The sequence below is a fragment of the Microbacterium sp. LjRoot205 genome (assembly GCF_056175745.1).
Window position 1 is genome coordinate 559,804 of sequence record NZ_JBGFFH010000001.1, and the last position, 15,435, is coordinate 575,238.

Consider the following 15,435-nt stretch of genomic DNA (forward strand, 5'->3'; position numbering starts at 1 on the left):
CAACGAATCTCGGAGGCTCAGGAGCGATACGGGCGCTCCCGGGGAGCGTCCAAGGGCTCGCGACCAGGCGGACGGTCGCGCAAGCAGCACGACGGCGATGAGGAGCGCGAGTACGCAGGCCATCCACGCCATACCTGGATCGTCAGAACACGTGGCACATCCCGCCCCGTCGATCGCTGCGTCTTCCCCAGGCATGGGTGCAGGGTGAACGTCGGCAGAAGCGGGCGTGACGGTGATGGTCTCACTGTGCCCGGAGGGCATCGAGTGCGTGTTCATCGAATGCATCGCTAAGAGTCCGAAGATGACGGAGAGAGCGACGGCGACGACGGTGAGGAGAGTGCGGGTGAGCGTGCGCTGGTCATGCACGCGCCGTGCAATCGTGATCAACACCGTCCCACCTCTCTTTCCTCCAGGGTACGTCGCCGCCGCCCATGCGCCTACTCGTTGACGACGGCGTCCGGGCTCAGGTTCAGCCGGCGCAGCAGCTGCGCGTTCAAAGCGACAACGATCGTGGACAGCGACATCAACACCGCCCCCACGGACATCGGAAGCACAAACCCGATGGGTGCGAGCACGCCAGCCGCGAGCGGGACGGAGAGGAGGTTGTACCCGGCGGCCCACCAGAGGTTCTGCTTCATCTTCTGGTAGCTGGCCCGCGACAGCTCGATTACGGAGATCACGGACCGGGGGTCGTCGCTGGCGAGGATCACGCCCGCCGAAGCGATCGCGACGTCCGTACCCGCACCGATCGCAATCCCGACATCCGCCTGCGCGAGCGCAGGGGCGTCGTTCACGCCGTCACCGACCATTGCGACCTTGCGGCCTTCGCTCTGCAGCTCTTTCACCTTCGAGGCCTTGTCCTCCGGCCGCACTCCCGCGAAGTACCGGTCGATACCCAGATCGCCCGCCACCGATGCGGCGACCGCGTCAGCGTCACCGGTGATCATGACCACCTGCACACCACGCTCATGGAGAGCATCGACCGCGTGACGCGACTCCGACCGGATCTCATCCGCGAGGCGCAGTGCGCCCGCGACCTGCCCGTCGACGAGCACGTGGAGGATGATCGCACCCTCGTGACGCCACTCGTCGGCAACAGGCAGCTCATGGGCGTTCTCCTGCTCGAGCATATACGGGCCACCGACCTGCACGACGTGTCCATCGACACGCGCACGCACCCCGACCGCCGGGGACGACTCGAAGTCCGACGAGGACGGGACACGGAGAGTCTTGTCCTTCGCCGCGTTTACGATCGCGCGAGCGAGGGGGTGCTCGGAATCCGCCTCTGCCGCGGCGGCCCATGCCAGCAGCTGGTCAGGGTCAGTCTCCAGGACAGGATCGATTGCAGTAACGGCGGGGGTGCCCTTGGTGAGGGTGCCGGTCTTGTCGAACAGGACGGTGTCGACCGTGCGCATGCTCTCCAGCGCGAGACGATCCTTGATCAGGACGCCACCGCGAGCGGCCCGCTCGGTTGCGATCGACACGACGAGTGGGATCGCCAGGCCCAGAGCATGCGGGCAGGCGATCACCAGCACGGTGATCGTGCGGATGACGGCCGCGTCAGGCTGACCGACGATCGTCCAGACAACGGCGGTGATCGCGGCAGCGCCCAGTGCGAACCAGAACAACCACCCCGCAGCCTTATCCGCGAGCCGCTGCGCGCGCGACGACGAACTCTGCGCTTCGGTGACGAGTTTCTGGATTCCCGCGAGAGCAGTGTCCTCACCGATCGCGGTGATCTCCACCCGCACACCAGAATCGGTCGCGACCGTGCCGGCGATGACCTGGTCGCCGTCGCTGCGGCGCACGGGCCGGGACTCTCCGGTGATCATCGACTCGTCCATGCTGGCCGAGCCCTGCACGATCCGCCCGTCCGCGGGGACCCGGCCGCCGGGGCGAACCACCACAACATCCCCCACCAACAGGTCGGCCGGGGCGACCGTGACCGTCGTGTCGCCTTCCACCTTCTCCGCCTCGTCGGGGAGCAGCGCGGCCAAAGAATCCAACGCTGACGTCGTCTGGGCGAGGGAGCGCATCTCGATCCAGTGACCGAGCAGCATGATCACGATGAGCAGCGCGAGTTCCCACCAGAAGTCGAGCTCGTGATGCAGCACACCCAGGCTCGCACCCCACGACGCCAAGAATGCCACCGTGATCGCGAGCGCGATCAGCAGCATCATCCCGGGCTTACGCGCACGGAGTTCACTCACCGCGCCGGTGAGGAACGGCGCCCCACCCCACACATACATGACCGTTCCGAGAACCGGAGACACCCACCCGACCCACGGGGCGTCTGGCAGCGGGTATCCGAGCAGCATCGAGAACATCATCGAGAACCCGACAACCGGGACCGCGAGGACCAGCATGATCCAGAACAACCGCCGGAACTGGCCCACATGATCGGCATGGCCAGCGTGCCCACCGTGGCCCTCCTGACCGGCGTGCTCTTGAGAAGCACCGTGCTCGTGGCTCATCGCCGCGTGGTCGTGCTCCGTGGTAGGGAACCCGCCGTGATTGGGGTGCGCGGCCTGATTGGTGTGCTCGTCGTGCTGGCTCATCGGAACTCCTTGCTCGGATGCGCCCGGGTCAAGCCGGGCGCAGACAGATAGCCGCTCAGGCCTGGCCGGTCGCGAGCGTGTAGCCGGCCTCTTCGACCGCAGCCTTCACGGCGGCGTGATCGACGGGTGCGGCACTGTGGATGGTCACCCGGGAGGTGGCGCCAGCGTTCAGGTCGATGGTGACGGATTCGACACCGTCGACAGTGCTCAGCTCGTCGCTGACGCTGGATACGCAATGCGAGCACGTCATCCCGGCAACCAGAATCTCCTCCGACACCAGAGACACACCCGAAACGGATACCTCGGTGGTCGATGGGACAGCGCAGCAGGCGCAACCGTCGGCGGATGCGTCCTTGAGTCCGAGTTCGATGCGATCAGTCATGGTGCGCTCCTTCAATTCAGCAGACGTGGTGGTCATGAACGGACAAGACGGGCGATTGCTTCGTTGGCCTCGCGGACCTTCTCTGCCGCAACCTCGCCGCCCTCGGTACTCGCCTGGGCGACGCAATGACTGAGATGGTCCCCCAAGAGCGACAATGCGACCGTTTCGAGAGCCTTCGTCGCCGCAGAGACCTGCGTGAGGATGTCGATGCAGCACTTGTCGTCGTCGACCATCCGCGCGATACCCCGCACCTGACCCTCGACACGGTTCAACCGCTTACGCAGATCAGCCTTGTTGTTCTCGTAGCCGTTCATACTTCCAAGATACCCCCTGGGGGTATCCAACACAATGGCACGCAGATCATTCCCGCGGGTCGGACCGACCTCAGGCGTGAGCTTCGTCACCCCTGTGCGGACTCTGGATCAGGTGTTGCTTGTGGCCATCGAGCTGCGGGTGCTGACAAGAAACTCATCCAGGTTGGGGAGGTGGGAGTGGACACTTCGGCGTGCGCGCTCAGTGACTTCATCTACCCGTTCACGGGTGGCGTGCGCGTCGACAGCGAGGATCGCGTCGCCTTCCAGGCGATGTCCGTTCCAGCGGAGTCTGATGCGGTCGACAGCGGTGATGCCGTCGACATGATCGAGGGCGTGCGCAACCTTGTCGACGAGTTCTGGTTCGACGCCGTCCAGCAGGCGCCGTCCGACGCTGCGGACCGTTCCGATGAGGAGGACGAAGATCGCGACCGAGATGACCAGGCCGACGATGGGATCTGCCAGAGGGAAGCCGAGGAGCACGCCGATCCCGCCGGCCACGACGGCGAGTGAGGTGAATCCGTCTGTGCGGGCATGGATGCCGTCGGCAACAAGGGCGGCGGAGCCGATTCGCTGCCCGACTCGGATGCGGTAGACGGCGACGATCTCGTTGCCGAGGAATCCGATGATGCCCGCGGCGATGACCCAGCCGATGTTTGTGAGGGGCTGCGGGTTCAGGATGCGGTGGATGGATTGCCAGGCGGCGGCGATTGCGGAGAGGGCGACCACGAAAACGATGAACAGCCCCGCGAGATCTTCGGCACGGCCGAGCCCGTAGGTGTAGCGGCGCGAGGCTGCACGCCGGCCGAGGATGAAGGCAACCCACAAAGGAACAGCGGTGAGCGCGTCGGAGAAATTATGGACGGTATCAGCCAAGAGCGCGACGGAACCGCTGAAGATGACCACGACAGCCTGAAGGACGGTTGTGACCAGCAGGATCAGAAGGCTGATCTTCAGAGCACGGATGCCTGACCGGTTCGCCTCCAACGCATCATCGATGGAATCTGCCGCGTCATGGGAGTGGGGCACGAAGAGTCCGTAGAAGAACCCCTTGATGCCGGTCGGGTGGTCATGGTGTGCGTGCGGGGCGCCGTGGTCGTGGTGCCCGCCGTGCGAGTGATCGTGGGTCGGACTCATTCGCTCGCCCGATCCGCATGATGGTGTCGGGGTGTGCCACCCAGGGAGTGTTCGGCTTGGAAGATGGCGTCCGCGACCAGTCGGGATGCGTGCTCGTTGTCTAGCCGGTAGAAGACCCTTTGCCCGTCCTGACGGGTGGAGACGATGCGAGCCAGACGAAGTTTCGCCAGGTGCTGCGATACCGCGGCTGGTGACTTGCCAACCGCGTCGGCGAGGCTGTTCACCGACAGTTCCGAGGCTTCCTGAAGAGCGAGAATGATCCGCACCCGTGTTGCATCCGCGAGCATCCCAAACACTTCCACCGCCAGCTCAACGAAGGAACTATCCGGCCGATACCCACATCCTTGCGTATCTGCACTCATACGCAGATACTACGACATCTCTGCATCAGCGCTGGCAGCAGCTCGAGATCGCCTTCGGGGACCGATTCTCGATGTGGCCCGCGGCTTGTCCGATGCCCGTCAGGCAGGATGTCTCTCGCACATCCCTCAATACGCTTGCTTTTCAGGACGGGTCGCCGTTGATCGCCCTTGCCACGGTCTCGGCGCACCAGTCGGGATCACTCAGTGGAAGCTGGTGTCCACCCCGATGAGTCGAGACGGTGAGGTTCGGATAGGAGCGTGCGAGCCGATCGGCCAGTCCGGGCACCGGCACGGGGTCATCGGTGCCGTTGACAAGGAGGACGGCGATGTTGCGCCGCCCCAGGGCCTCCAGTGCGGGTAACCAGTCATCCGACATCACGATCGAGTTCAGGGCGCCGGAGTACGACAGCCATGTGTGCCTGACACCGTCTCTGGCCACGGTTATGGGCAGTGATGGGTTCACCGCGATGGCGGCATAGGAGGCGAATCGCCGATGGCGGCACATCCATGAGCAGACCAGATGGGCGATCGGACCGCTGGCCAGCAGGGTTTCGAACCAGCCCATGCCCGAGATTCGTTGCCGGGCTTCCTGCTCTGACACGAACAGGGGGGCGTCGAAGGCGATCACCCCTGCAATGGTGATCGCGGTGTCGGCGGCGGCGGCGGCGGTGATGATCGCGAGGGAGGCGCCCATCGAGTGGCCGACCAGGGTCACCGGGCGAGATGCTAAAGGGGAAGAAGACAGCACATCGATGATCGCGTTCTGATGATCGGAGATTCCGAATAGAGCATCGCCGTCGGGTTCGACCATCGATTGGCCGAACCCGAGCGGGTCGATCACGAGGACGGTGGCGATGTCACCGAGCTGATCGAAGGCGGCACCGTAGAACGATCCGCTTGCGGCGATTCCGGGCAGCAAGACCACGATCGGGTCACCGTCGCCGAATGTTCGGATGCTGAGTGGACCGTGCCGCGACACCACTCCCGCGCCGGGACGCCAGCGCGCCCGTCGGCGGGAGAGCAGGTGAGTCCCTCCCCACAATGCGACCGCTGCGCCCAGAGCGGTCCCGACAACGCACCGTGCTGCCGTCGTCTTCGATCTCGATGCCATCCCATTTACCTCTCTATCGATCGGACGCGGAAGGTCTACTGAATGGATAGCGACATTTCGGCTAAGCCGAGGGGCGGGCGGGTTGTGGTTCATGATGGTCTCGAACTCGAACGGGTGTCAAACGTCCCAGGCAAGCCCGTCGACGACGCCGATGGCAGGGGCGGTCGGACCTACCTGAAGATCGCTTTGCGGAGGTCTGGTGGGTGTGCCGGAAGCGCCTGTTGACTGGTACGGCTACTGCCTCTGTTCAACCCACCGAAAACGATCGTTTCCGGCGCGGTATCACTTGGTTGCCGGGGCGGTCGCCGCTAACGGGAGCCGGAACCCCGTTCTGGCATGGGCCTTCGGTTGGTGCCGCGACCGGACTTGCTAGCGGTCGAGCTGCGGAGGGCGCGTTTGTGGCGGGCGTACTCTTGTCCGATGACTCGACCTCTCACGAAGTGGCATTCCGCGCACGCAGAGCTCGACCTACGTCGGGATGTGCCTTCCATAGCCGCGCCGGGAGAAAGAACGGGGCGATGATGTTGGCGACGCATCCGGGTGAACCCCACCGCGGCGATCTCGCTGGGCGGCTCAACTGGCTCAGAGCCGGAGTGCTCGGCGCGAACGACGGCATCGTGTCGGTCGCGTCGCTCGTCGTCGGTGTCGCGGGGGCGACGACCGATTCCGCGACGCTGCTCGCCGCGGGTGTCGCCGGTCTCGTCGGCGGTGCGATCTCGATGGCGCTCGGGGAGTACGTGTCGGTGAGCAGCCAGCGAGACAGCCAACGGGCTCTGATCGAGAAGGAACGAGGAGAGCTGGCCGATAATCCTGCGACCGAGCTCGAGGAGCTGGCGGGCATCTATCAGGCGAAAGGTCTTAGCCCGGCGACCGCACGCCTCGTTGCGGAGGAGCTCACCGCGCACGACCCGCTGACCGCGCACCTCGAAGCGGAACTAGGCATCACGGAGAATCAGGTGGTCAGTCCGTGGGCGGCGGCGGGGGCCTCCGCACTTGCCTTCGCACTCGGAGCGCTGCTTCCGCTCTTGGCGATACTGCTCCCGCCTCCCGAGATCCGGGTGCCGGTCGCTTTCGCGGTGGTGCTGCTGGCGCTCGCGCTGACCGGATTCCTGAGCGCGAGGATCGGCGGGAACCCCGCGCTGAGGCCCACGATCAGGGTGGTGCTCGGTGGGGCGATCGCGCTGGTGGTCACGTTCGCGATCGGTACGCTGCTCGGGACGAGTGGCGTTGCCTGAGAGACAGATATGAGTTGCCTATCGGGAGCCGTTCCTTAGACCTGTCTCAGAGTCGGCGCAGCACGATTCCCCTATGACCACTCTGACGACGAGACCGCGTGCTTCCGTCCCCGCCGCTTCCCCTGAGCCACGGCGGGCAGCCCATGGCCGCGCGCGGGTCTGGCGTGCAGCGGCGATCACGGTGATCTGGGCGACCAGCCTGTTCGTCGTCGCTTTGTGGATCGCCTGTGGTGGAGTGACCGCAGTCCTGGGAGTCAACGCCGAGACCGTCACGACGCTCGGACGCCTCACCGGGTTGGTCGCGGCGAATCTGCTGCTCTATCAGGTGCTGCTGATGGCGCGCGTCCCGCTGTTCGAGCGCGGATTCGGTCGCGACGGGATCACGCGGCTGCATCGCTTCGTCGGATTCTGGTCGTTCTGGTTGATGGGCGCGCACATCGCACTGCTCGCGGTGGGCTACGCGATGGCTGCCGGCATCAACCCGCTCGTCCAGCTGTGGAGCTTCATCTGGGAATACCCCGGCATGCTCCTGGCGACTGCCGGCACTCTGCTGATCCTGCTCGTGGTCGTCACCTCGATCCGGCGTGCTCGTCGGCACCTGCGGTACGAGTCCTGGCACCTCCTGCACCTGTACGCGTACCTGGGCGTCGGGCTCGCGCTGCCGCACCAGCTGTGGACGGGCGCCGACTTCCTGTCCTCACCGATCGCGACCGTCTACTGGTGGTCGATCTGGGCGCTCTCCGCAGGATCGGTACTGCTCTTCCGCATCGGGATGCCGCTGCTGCGGTCCACTCGTCGGGCCCTGCGGGTGGCGGGGGTCGAGGCGGACGGTGCTCGGGGCGTCACCATCCGGGTCACCGGTCGCGACCTCGCGACGCTCGGTGCCAGGGCTGGTCAGTTCTTCGTCTGGCGGTTCCTCGATGGACCAGGCTGGACTCGCGCGCACCCGTTCTCGCTCTCCGCTGCGCCGGGAAGCGAGCTGACGTTGACTGCCCGTGTGCTGGGCGACGGCACGCGACGCCTCACCGCGCTGCTCCCTGGCACCAGGGTCATCGTGGAAGGACCATACGGGGAGATGACCGGTGAGCGCAGGACCGGGACGAAGCTGCTTATGATCGGCGCAGGCGCCGGGGTCGCACCGCTCGTCTCGCTGCTCGAGACGGAAGGCTACGGACCGGGAGAAGCGATGCTTATCACCCGGGAGTCCGCGGCCGAGGACGCTCTTCGGCAGGAGGCCATCGCTCACCTCATCAGTACCCGTGGCCTGAGCTACCTGCCGTTCATCGGCCCGCGATCTTCCGGCGCGTCGAGCTGGATCCCTGCCACGCACGAGGCGTGGTCGGGCGCAGATCTCCTCCGCCATCTCGTGCCGGAGCCGAAGGACCACGACGTGTTCATCTGTGGCGGTGAGGCCTGGATGAAAGACCTCAGGCGCGACCTGGTTGGCGCCGGGTTCCCCGCCCATCGCATCCATTCCGAATCGTTCACGATCTGAGCAGGGAGACGGCCATGAAGAAGATCCTCTACACGCTGCTCGCGACCGTCAGCGGACTCGTGCTGCTGTTCAGCTACCGAACGTCTCTGGAGGCGGTCACCCCGACCGACGCCAGTGCGGCGACAGCGGGCAGTTCATTGACGACCGCCGAGACCGGCGCGAGCGGCTCGGGAACCACATCGACGAACTCGGGAACCATGTCTGGCACCGGCCTCGCCGACGGAACCTACACCGGCGCATCATCGCAGACCCGCTACGGGCCGGTGCAGGTGCAGATAACCGTCTCCGGTGGACAGATCACGGACGCACAGGCGGTCGATTACCCGAACAGCAACGGTCGGGACCGGCAGATCAACGGCACCGCGATCCCGAGGCTCGTCTCGGAGACGATCCAGGCGCAGAGCTCGAAGATCCAGATGGTGTCCGGTGCCACATACACGAGCGGTGGCTACCTCTCGTCGCTGCAGAGCGCGATCGACCAGGCGCAGAGCTGATGCGTACCGCGAATGAGGTGACGCGGGTCTGGGTCGAGGAGATCATGGGCATTCCGATGAGCATCCATCTGATTGCTCCGGGGGAAATGACCGACGAGGGCGCCGACCGGGCAGTGCGAGCATGCTTCGACGAACTGCGTGACATCGACCGGGTCTTCTCGACATATCGCACTGATTCCGACATCAGCCGCATCCGTCGCGGTGAACTCTCCATCGCCGACGCTGACAGCAGGGTGGCGCTGGTCGCGGATGCCTGCGAACGCGCCGAAGAGGAGACTGGCGGCCTGGTCTCCGCCCGGTGGCGGGGAAGGTTCGACCCGACGGGATACGTCAAGGGCTGGGCGGTGGAAGCTGCGGGCCGTCGGCACCTCGAGCCGCTGCTGGCTGCCGCGACCGCGGTCGGCATCAACGCCGGAGGAGACCTGCAGCTGTTCACAGCCGAGGGAGCCGACTGGCGATGGCCGGTGGGAATCGCCGACCCGCACGACCGCGGTCAGTTGATCGCGGTGGTCGACGTGGTGAACGGTGCGGTGGCGACCTCAGGGACGGCGGAGCGCGGGCATCATATCCTCGATCCGCGCACCGGTAGGCCCGCGACAGGCACCGCGTCGGCCACGATCGTGACCGACGGTCTCACGCAAGCGGACGTCTGGGCGACCGCTGCCGTGGTGGCCGGCCCGGCGAACCGCTCGTGGATCGCGGCTGCGGGGTCGCGCACCGGCATCGTCGTCGATGCTGATCGTCGCGTGACCCGCTGGCTCGGCACGACGATGGTGGACGTGCAGACGACGACGGTCGGTTCGCATCCGATCGGAGGAGACGCACTCGTTCAGGGATGAGCCGGCAGTGTGAGCAGGAAAGTCGTGCCGGATGCTGTCGACCGTTCGACCTCGATGGACCCTCCGGCACGGCGAGCGACATCTCGCACGAGTGAGAGTCCGAGACCGAAGCTGCGAGGGCGCCCACTCTCGCGCGGACGCGCGAAGCGCTCGAAGACCTGCTCGGGCGAGATGCCTTCGATCCCGGAGCCCTCGTCGATGACGCGCACCGTCACGTTGCGGGCGTCCCGCGCGATGCGGATCGAGACGGTACCTCGCGCCGGGGAGTGCTGCACGGCGTTGTCGAGCAGCGCGACCAGGATGCGGACGAGCGTGACTTCCGGCAGCTGCGCCTTCACCTCCTGATCCACGGTGATCGCGAGCGAGACCTCGGAGCGCTTCTCGCTCGTCGTCATCGCTGCGACCGCTGTCGCCGCCGCTGTCGCGACGTCCGCGTTCCCGTCGGCGAACGATTCTCCTTCCGCGGCGATGAGCAGGTCGTTGAGCACGTCGGCCATCATGTCCGCATCGCGCCGGAGGTTGGTGAGACCCGCTCCGAGGTCCTCGCCTCGGTCATGACGGCGTTGCAACACCTGGATACGGCTCGTCAGCGCCGTCAGCGGCGTACGCAGTTCGTGGCTCGCGTCGGCCACGAAGTTTCGCTGCCGACGCAGCGCCTCCCCGAGCGGGCGGACCGATCGTCGAGCGGCGACCGCGGCGACAACCCCGAGCAGCACCACGCCGATCACTCCGATGATGATCACGGCCGGAACGATCACGTCGATGTCGACGATGAAGTCGTCCCGCGTTCCGGCGGGACCGCCGAACCAGCCGCCGCCGTGCTCCTCGCCTTCGCGGCGCGACGTTGAGAGCACCACCGCGATCAGCACGCCGATGCCGATCGCGACGATCACACCCGACGAGACTCCGACCCAGAGTCCGATGGATAGCGCTGCGCGACGCACGCGTCGATTATCGGCGTCGCTCATGACGGTGTTCCCGCGCGGTAGCCGCGTGCGCGGACGGTCTCGATCATGTCGGGGGACGTCTTGCGCCGCACATAGTGCACGTACGTGTCCACCGAACTCGTCGTATCTCCTTCATGGAACACGGCGCGGAGGATCTCGTCCCGACTGAACACGTGCTCGGGGCTGGTGCTCAACAGCTCCAGGAGCGCGCTCTCCGTCGCCGTCAGCGCCACTCGGATTCCAGATGGATCGTACGCGGCCTGGGCGTCCGGCGTGAACACCCACTCGCCGAGGCGTCGACGTACCCCATCAGCCCTGAACGCGCGTCGCAGCGCCCGAAGGCGCGCCAGCAGCTCGTCGTAATCGAACGGCTTCACCAGGTAGTCGTTCGCTCCGCCGTCGAGACCGGTGACACGATCGTCCACGGTGCCGAGCGCGGTCAGCATCAGGACCGGCGTCGTGATGTGCGCGGTACGCACGGCACAGATGAAATCGACGCCGTCCATGCCGGGGAGGCGTCGATCGACCACCATGGCGTCGTATCGCCTGCTCAGCGCGAGCCGGAGCGCGGTCTCGCCGTCCGCGGCATGCTCGACGTCGTACACCTCTTCCAGCACTTCGACGGTCAGCGCAGCGATCTCCGCATCATCTTCAACATAGAGCAGCGAACCGCGTGGCCCCTGTGCCGAGTCGCCCATGGTCGTCGTCCCGTCTTCCGCGATCGAGACCATCAGCGTACGCCCGGCGCAAACCGGGTCGGGTAACCCGGATGATCTTCCGCATGCCGTCGTCCGTCACACCAGAAACGATCGTTTTGGCGTCACTGGCCCGGTGGCTCCTTATGAGGCGCCACAAACGATCTTCGGAAACCCCTCTCGGCAGGGATTTTCGGCGCACCACGTCAAGAGGCGTTGTGTCCGTGATCGCTTAGACAGAACTAGCTGACAGCTGGAGGTGTGGGTGGCGTTCAGCTCTCGTCTGCGCTGCTGGGCTGATGTTCCACCGCTGGCGCGCGTCCTTCTTGGTACACGGAGGGTTCGGGTTCGGGGTGTCGTCGCCCCTGGACGACGAATAGCGCGATGCCGAGGGCGACGACGACGACGGATGCCCAGACGTTCGCGGGGATGCCGAACAGGGCGTCGCTGGTGGGGTCGATCCTGATGGCCTCGAGCCAGCTGCGTCCGAGGCCGTACCAGATCATATAGAGGGCGAAGGTTCGTCCCCACCGGAACCGGTATCTGCGCTCGAGGAGGAGGATGATCGCCACGCCGATCAGGTTCCAGATGATCTCGTACAGGAACAGCGGGTGGAACAGCGTTCCGGCCGGGAGGCCGTCCGGGAACATGGTGTCCGTCGGCAGGATCTCGAGCCCCCACGGCAGCGTGGTGGGCAGCCCGAAGAGTTCGTGGTTGAAGTAGTTGCCGATCCGACCCATGGACTGCGCGATGAGCATCGCGGGCGCGAGAGCGTCGGCGAAGGACCACAGCCGGATACCGGTTCGTCGGCAGCCGATGTACGCACCGACAGCGCCGCCCAGGAGGGACCCGTAGAGGGCGTTGCCGCCGTCCCAGATGGCGAAGATGTTCCCGAGGTTCGCGCCCGGATAGAAGTAGTCCCCGACGTGGGTGAACACGTGATAGAACCGGGCTCCGATGATGCCGATCGGGACAGCCCAGATGACGATGTCGACAACCACGCCGTCCTCCGCGCCTCGTGCCGACAGGCGTCGTTGGGTGATGATCACGGCGGCGATGATCCCGGCGATGATGCACAGCGCGTAGGTGTGGATTGTGAGCGGCCCGAGGGTGAACTGTGCCCACGACGGTGGGGGGCTGGGAAGACTCGTCAAAAGCACGAAGCACCGCTCCTCATCTGGCATCACTGTGAATGCTTCAACACATCATTGTTCAGCGCCGGTCCCATGCGAACAGCGCCCTGGGAAGACTAACGGTGTTCGACACGGGAATCGTCGAACTCCTCCCAGGTCACCAGGCGAGGGCCCCGAGGAGCGGGCCTGACCGGTTCAGGCCAGGGAGAGGAAGAGCTTCTCCAACTCGGCGGGGGAGGTGACGTCGTCGGCGTCCGGATCGGTGAGGCATTCCCGCAGCGCGGTCGAGATCACGAGGAATCCGGCCCGGTCGAGGGCCTTCGAGACGGCGGAGAGCTGCTGCACGACGTCGCGGCAGTGCGCGTCGTCCTCGACGGCCGTAATGACCGCCGCCAGCTGGCCCTGAGCTCGCTTGAGGCGGTTGACGACTTTGCGCTTGGCTTCGGGGTCGTGGACGAGCGGGTCGCCGGTGACGAGGGTGTCGGTCATGGGTGGTCCTTCCGTCGAGTTGACAACCAGTATACCCCCTGGGGTATCGTATTCACATGAACTGATACTCCCCGGGGTATCGCCGAGCAAGGAGATCAGCGTATGTGCAGAGCAACGAAGTGCCACACCTGTGGAAAGACGACCTGGACCGGGTGCGGTCAGCACGTCGCATCCGTGCGGAAATCCGTGCCCGCATCCGACTGGTGCAATGGCAGCCATACCCGTGCCGAAGTCCAGGCCGCCCAGTCTCAGCGGGGTGGCTTCTTCGCCCGCCTGTTCGGACGGTGATCGGCGATGGCAACTGTTGAACTGACCACCGGGAACTTCGAACAGCTCACCCACGCCGAGGGCATCGCGCTGATCGACTTCTGGGCTGAGTGGTGTGGACCCTGCCGGGCCTTCGCCCCGGTATTCGATGCAGCATCCGACAGGCACCCCGACATCCTCTTCGGGAAGGTCGACACCGAGGCCGAGACCGCTCTGGCCTCCGCCCACCGCATCACCTCGATTCCGACCCTGATGGTCGTCCGCGACGGCGTCCTGGTCTACCGGCAGCCGGGAGCTCTTGCCGAACCGCAGCTCGAGCTGCTCATCGAGAAGGCCCGCGAACTGGACATGGACGACGTCCGCCGCCAGCTCGCCAACACCGCTACCCCCTGAAAGGACCTGGCACCATGTGCGCACGAATCACCTGCTCCTCCTGCGGCAAGCCCACCTGGGACGGCTGCGGCCAGCACATCGAACAAGCCCTCGCGGGCGTCCCCGTATCCCAGCGCTGCACTTGCACGCACTGACCCAGAAGAAAGCGACGGAGACCCTTATGCTCCTCGAACGCCTCTACGACGACGACCTCGCCCACGCCAGCTACATCATCGGCTGCCAGCGCACCGGTGAAGCGATCGTCGTCGACCCGCGCCGCGACATCCAGGTCTACCTCGACCTCGCCGCGAAGAACAGCATGACCATCACCGCGGTCACCGAGACCCACATCCACGCCGACTACCTCTCCGGCACCCGCGAGCTCGCAGCCCGTACCGGGGCGACGATGTATGTCTCCGGCGAGGGCGGCCCGGACTGGCAGTACGGTGTCGGGTTCCAAGACGCCACCCGGATAATGCACGGTCACCGCATCACGGTCGGCAACATCACGGTCGAGGCGGTCCACACTCCCGGGCACACCCCCGAGCACCTGTCCTTCCTCGTCATCGACGGCGCCACGACCTCCGAGCCGGGCTATGTCCTCACCGGTGACTTCGTGTTCGTCGGGGACGTCGGACGCCCGGACCTGCTGGACGAGGCCGCAGGCGGCATCGACACCCGCTTCGACGGCGCACGGGATCTATTCGCGAGCCTCCGCGACCACTTCCTCACCCTGCCCGACTACGTGCAGGTGCTCCCCGCGCACGGGTCGGGGTCCGCCTGCGGCAAGGCGCTCGGCGCCGTCCCAAGCTCGACAGTCGGATACGAGCGGCGTTTCGCCTGGTGGGCTCCCTACCTCGAGGCCGGCGATGAGCAGGGATTCATCGACACGCTGTTGAACGATCAGCCCGACGCACACGCCTACTTCGCACGAATGAAGCGGCAGAACCGCGTCGGACCGGCCGTGCTGGGCGAACTTCCTCCGCTCCTCGAGCGCAGCGTCTTCGATCTTGACGCCGACATCGACGCCGACCGGGTCATCATGGTCGACACCCGCCACCACTCCCTCGTGCACGAGGGCACTGTTCAGGGCGCGCTGAACGTGCCCGGAGTCGCGAAAGCAGCCAGCTACGGCGCCTGGGTCTACGACCCCGACACCGAGACGCGGCCGCTCGTCCTCATCATCGACTCGGGGGACGCCGCGGCCCGGTTCCGGGATCATCTGCTGCGGGTCGGCATCGATCAGGTCGACGGGTTCATCACCACACTCGATGGCCTCCCCACGGTGCAGCCCAAGACGATCGCCCCCACCGACCTGGACCAGGTCGACGCGGCGCTCCTCCTCGACGTGCGAAACCGTACCGAGTACAACGCCGGGCACATCCCCGGCGCCGCGCAGCTCTCCGGTGGTCGGGCCCTCTGGCACACCGACGAACTGCCCGCCGGCAAGATCCTCACCTACTGCCAGAGCGGCGTCCGCAACAGCGTCGCCGCCAGCGCCCTGCGCCGGGCCGGCCTCGACGTCATCGAGATCGAAGGCAGCTACAACGCCTGGCTCGCCGCGACGCCGTCTCGGCCGACGGCCGCCTGAGCGGCCGAGGAGCTCGA

At 66.0% G+C, this 15,435-nt stretch carries 16 protein-coding genes; 6 read left to right on the top strand and 10 right to left on the bottom strand.

What is annotated here, in order from left to right:
* Positions 1-437: 437 nt before the first annotated feature.
* From AC04ME_RS02795 to AC04ME_RS02820, 6 genes are all read right to left on the bottom strand, one after another.
* Positions 438-2,558: a heavy metal translocating P-type ATPase gene (locus AC04ME_RS02795; protein WP_396653629.1), complete on the bottom strand. Its 2,121-nt coding sequence runs from the start codon at positions 2,556-2,558 to the stop codon at positions 438-440.
* Positions 2,559-2,613: 55 nt separating this feature from the next.
* Positions 2,614-2,940, bottom strand: a complete 327-nt coding sequence (locus tag AC04ME_RS02800) for a heavy-metal-associated domain-containing protein (RefSeq protein ID WP_042538275.1) — start codon at positions 2,938-2,940, stop codon at positions 2,614-2,616.
* A 32-nt stretch (positions 2,941-2,972) separates the two neighbouring features.
* Positions 2,973-3,254: a metal-sensitive transcriptional regulator gene (locus AC04ME_RS02805; protein WP_042538273.1), complete on the bottom strand. Its 282-nt coding sequence runs from the start codon at positions 3,252-3,254 to the stop codon at positions 2,973-2,975.
* A 108-nt stretch (positions 3,255-3,362) separates the two neighbouring features.
* The gene (locus tag AC04ME_RS02810) at positions 3,363-4,388 is read right to left on the bottom strand and encodes a cation diffusion facilitator family transporter (RefSeq protein WP_042538271.1); all 1,026 of its coding nucleotides are present in this window, start codon (positions 4,386-4,388) and stop codon (positions 3,363-3,365) included.
* Entirely contained in the window at positions 4,385-4,750 is a 366-nt protein-coding gene (locus AC04ME_RS02815) for an ArsR/SmtB family transcription factor (protein WP_042538269.1), read from the bottom strand. The genes AC04ME_RS02810 and AC04ME_RS02815 overlap by 4 nt, the downstream gene beginning before the upstream one ends.
* A gap of 142 nt (positions 4,751-4,892) precedes the next feature.
* Positions 4,893-5,954, bottom strand: a complete 1,062-nt coding sequence (locus AC04ME_RS02820; RefSeq protein ID WP_082041040.1) for an alpha/beta fold hydrolase — start codon at positions 5,952-5,954, stop codon at positions 4,893-4,895.
* Between the two features lie 425 nt (positions 5,955-6,379).
* On the opposite strand from AC04ME_RS02820, the gene AC04ME_RS02825 reads away from it, so the two are divergent.
* The 4 genes from AC04ME_RS02825 (at position 6,380) to AC04ME_RS02840 (ending at position 9,924) form a co-directional block, all read left to right on the top strand.
* Complete coding sequence (locus AC04ME_RS02825) at positions 6,380-7,096, top strand: VIT1/CCC1 transporter family protein (RefSeq protein ID WP_136042897.1); 717 nt, start codon at positions 6,380-6,382, stop codon at positions 7,094-7,096.
* 73 nt (positions 7,097-7,169) lie between these two features.
* Positions 7,170-8,591 (top strand): ferredoxin reductase family protein, encoded by a 1,422-nt coding sequence (locus tag AC04ME_RS02830; RefSeq protein WP_042538265.1) that lies wholly within the window; start codon positions 7,170-7,172, stop codon positions 8,589-8,591.
* Between the two features lie 14 nt (positions 8,592-8,605).
* Positions 8,606-9,085: an FMN-binding protein gene (locus AC04ME_RS02835; RefSeq protein WP_042538263.1), complete on the top strand. Its 480-nt coding sequence runs from the start codon at positions 8,606-8,608 to the stop codon at positions 9,083-9,085.
* Entirely contained in the window at positions 9,085-9,924 is an 840-nt protein-coding gene (locus AC04ME_RS02840) for an FAD:protein FMN transferase (RefSeq protein ID WP_052492863.1), read from the top strand. The genes AC04ME_RS02835 and AC04ME_RS02840 overlap by 1 nt, the downstream gene beginning before the upstream one ends.
* Here the strand turns inward: AC04ME_RS02840 and AC04ME_RS02845 are convergent.
* The 4 genes from AC04ME_RS02845 to AC04ME_RS02860 all read right to left on the bottom strand — a co-directional run bounded on the left by AC04ME_RS02845 (position 9,915) and on the right by AC04ME_RS02860 (position 13,188).
* Positions 9,915-10,892 (bottom strand): sensor histidine kinase, encoded by a 978-nt coding sequence (locus AC04ME_RS02845; RefSeq protein WP_042538261.1) that lies wholly within the window; start codon positions 10,890-10,892, stop codon positions 9,915-9,917. The genes AC04ME_RS02840 and AC04ME_RS02845 overlap by 10 nt on opposite strands.
* Entirely contained in the window at positions 10,889-11,602 is a 714-nt protein-coding gene (locus tag AC04ME_RS02850; RefSeq protein ID WP_228385636.1) for a response regulator transcription factor, read from the bottom strand. Before AC04ME_RS02850 ends, AC04ME_RS02845 begins: the two co-directional genes overlap by 4 nt.
* Before the next feature lie 236 nt (positions 11,603-11,838).
* Positions 11,839-12,726, bottom strand: coding sequence for a prolipoprotein diacylglyceryl transferase (gene lgt / locus AC04ME_RS02855; RefSeq protein WP_052492873.1), 888 nt, complete (start codon positions 12,724-12,726; stop codon positions 11,839-11,841).
* 168 nt (positions 12,727-12,894) lie between these two features.
* Positions 12,895-13,188 (bottom strand): metal-sensitive transcriptional regulator, encoded by a 294-nt coding sequence (locus AC04ME_RS02860; protein ID WP_042538258.1) that lies wholly within the window; start codon positions 13,186-13,188, stop codon positions 12,895-12,897.
* A gap of 294 nt (positions 13,189-13,482) precedes the next feature.
* Here AC04ME_RS02860 and AC04ME_RS02865 point away from each other — a divergent pair, with 294 nt between their 5' ends.
* On the top strand, positions 13,483-13,848 hold the full coding sequence (locus AC04ME_RS02865) for a thioredoxin family protein (RefSeq protein WP_042538256.1): 366 nt from the start codon (positions 13,483-13,485) through the stop codon (positions 13,846-13,848).
* 160 nt (positions 13,849-14,008) lie between these two features.
* Positions 14,009-15,418, top strand: a complete 1,410-nt coding sequence (locus tag AC04ME_RS02870) for an MBL fold metallo-hydrolase (protein ID WP_042538252.1) — start codon at positions 14,009-14,011, stop codon at positions 15,416-15,418.
* Positions 15,419-15,435: the final 17 nt, after the last annotated feature.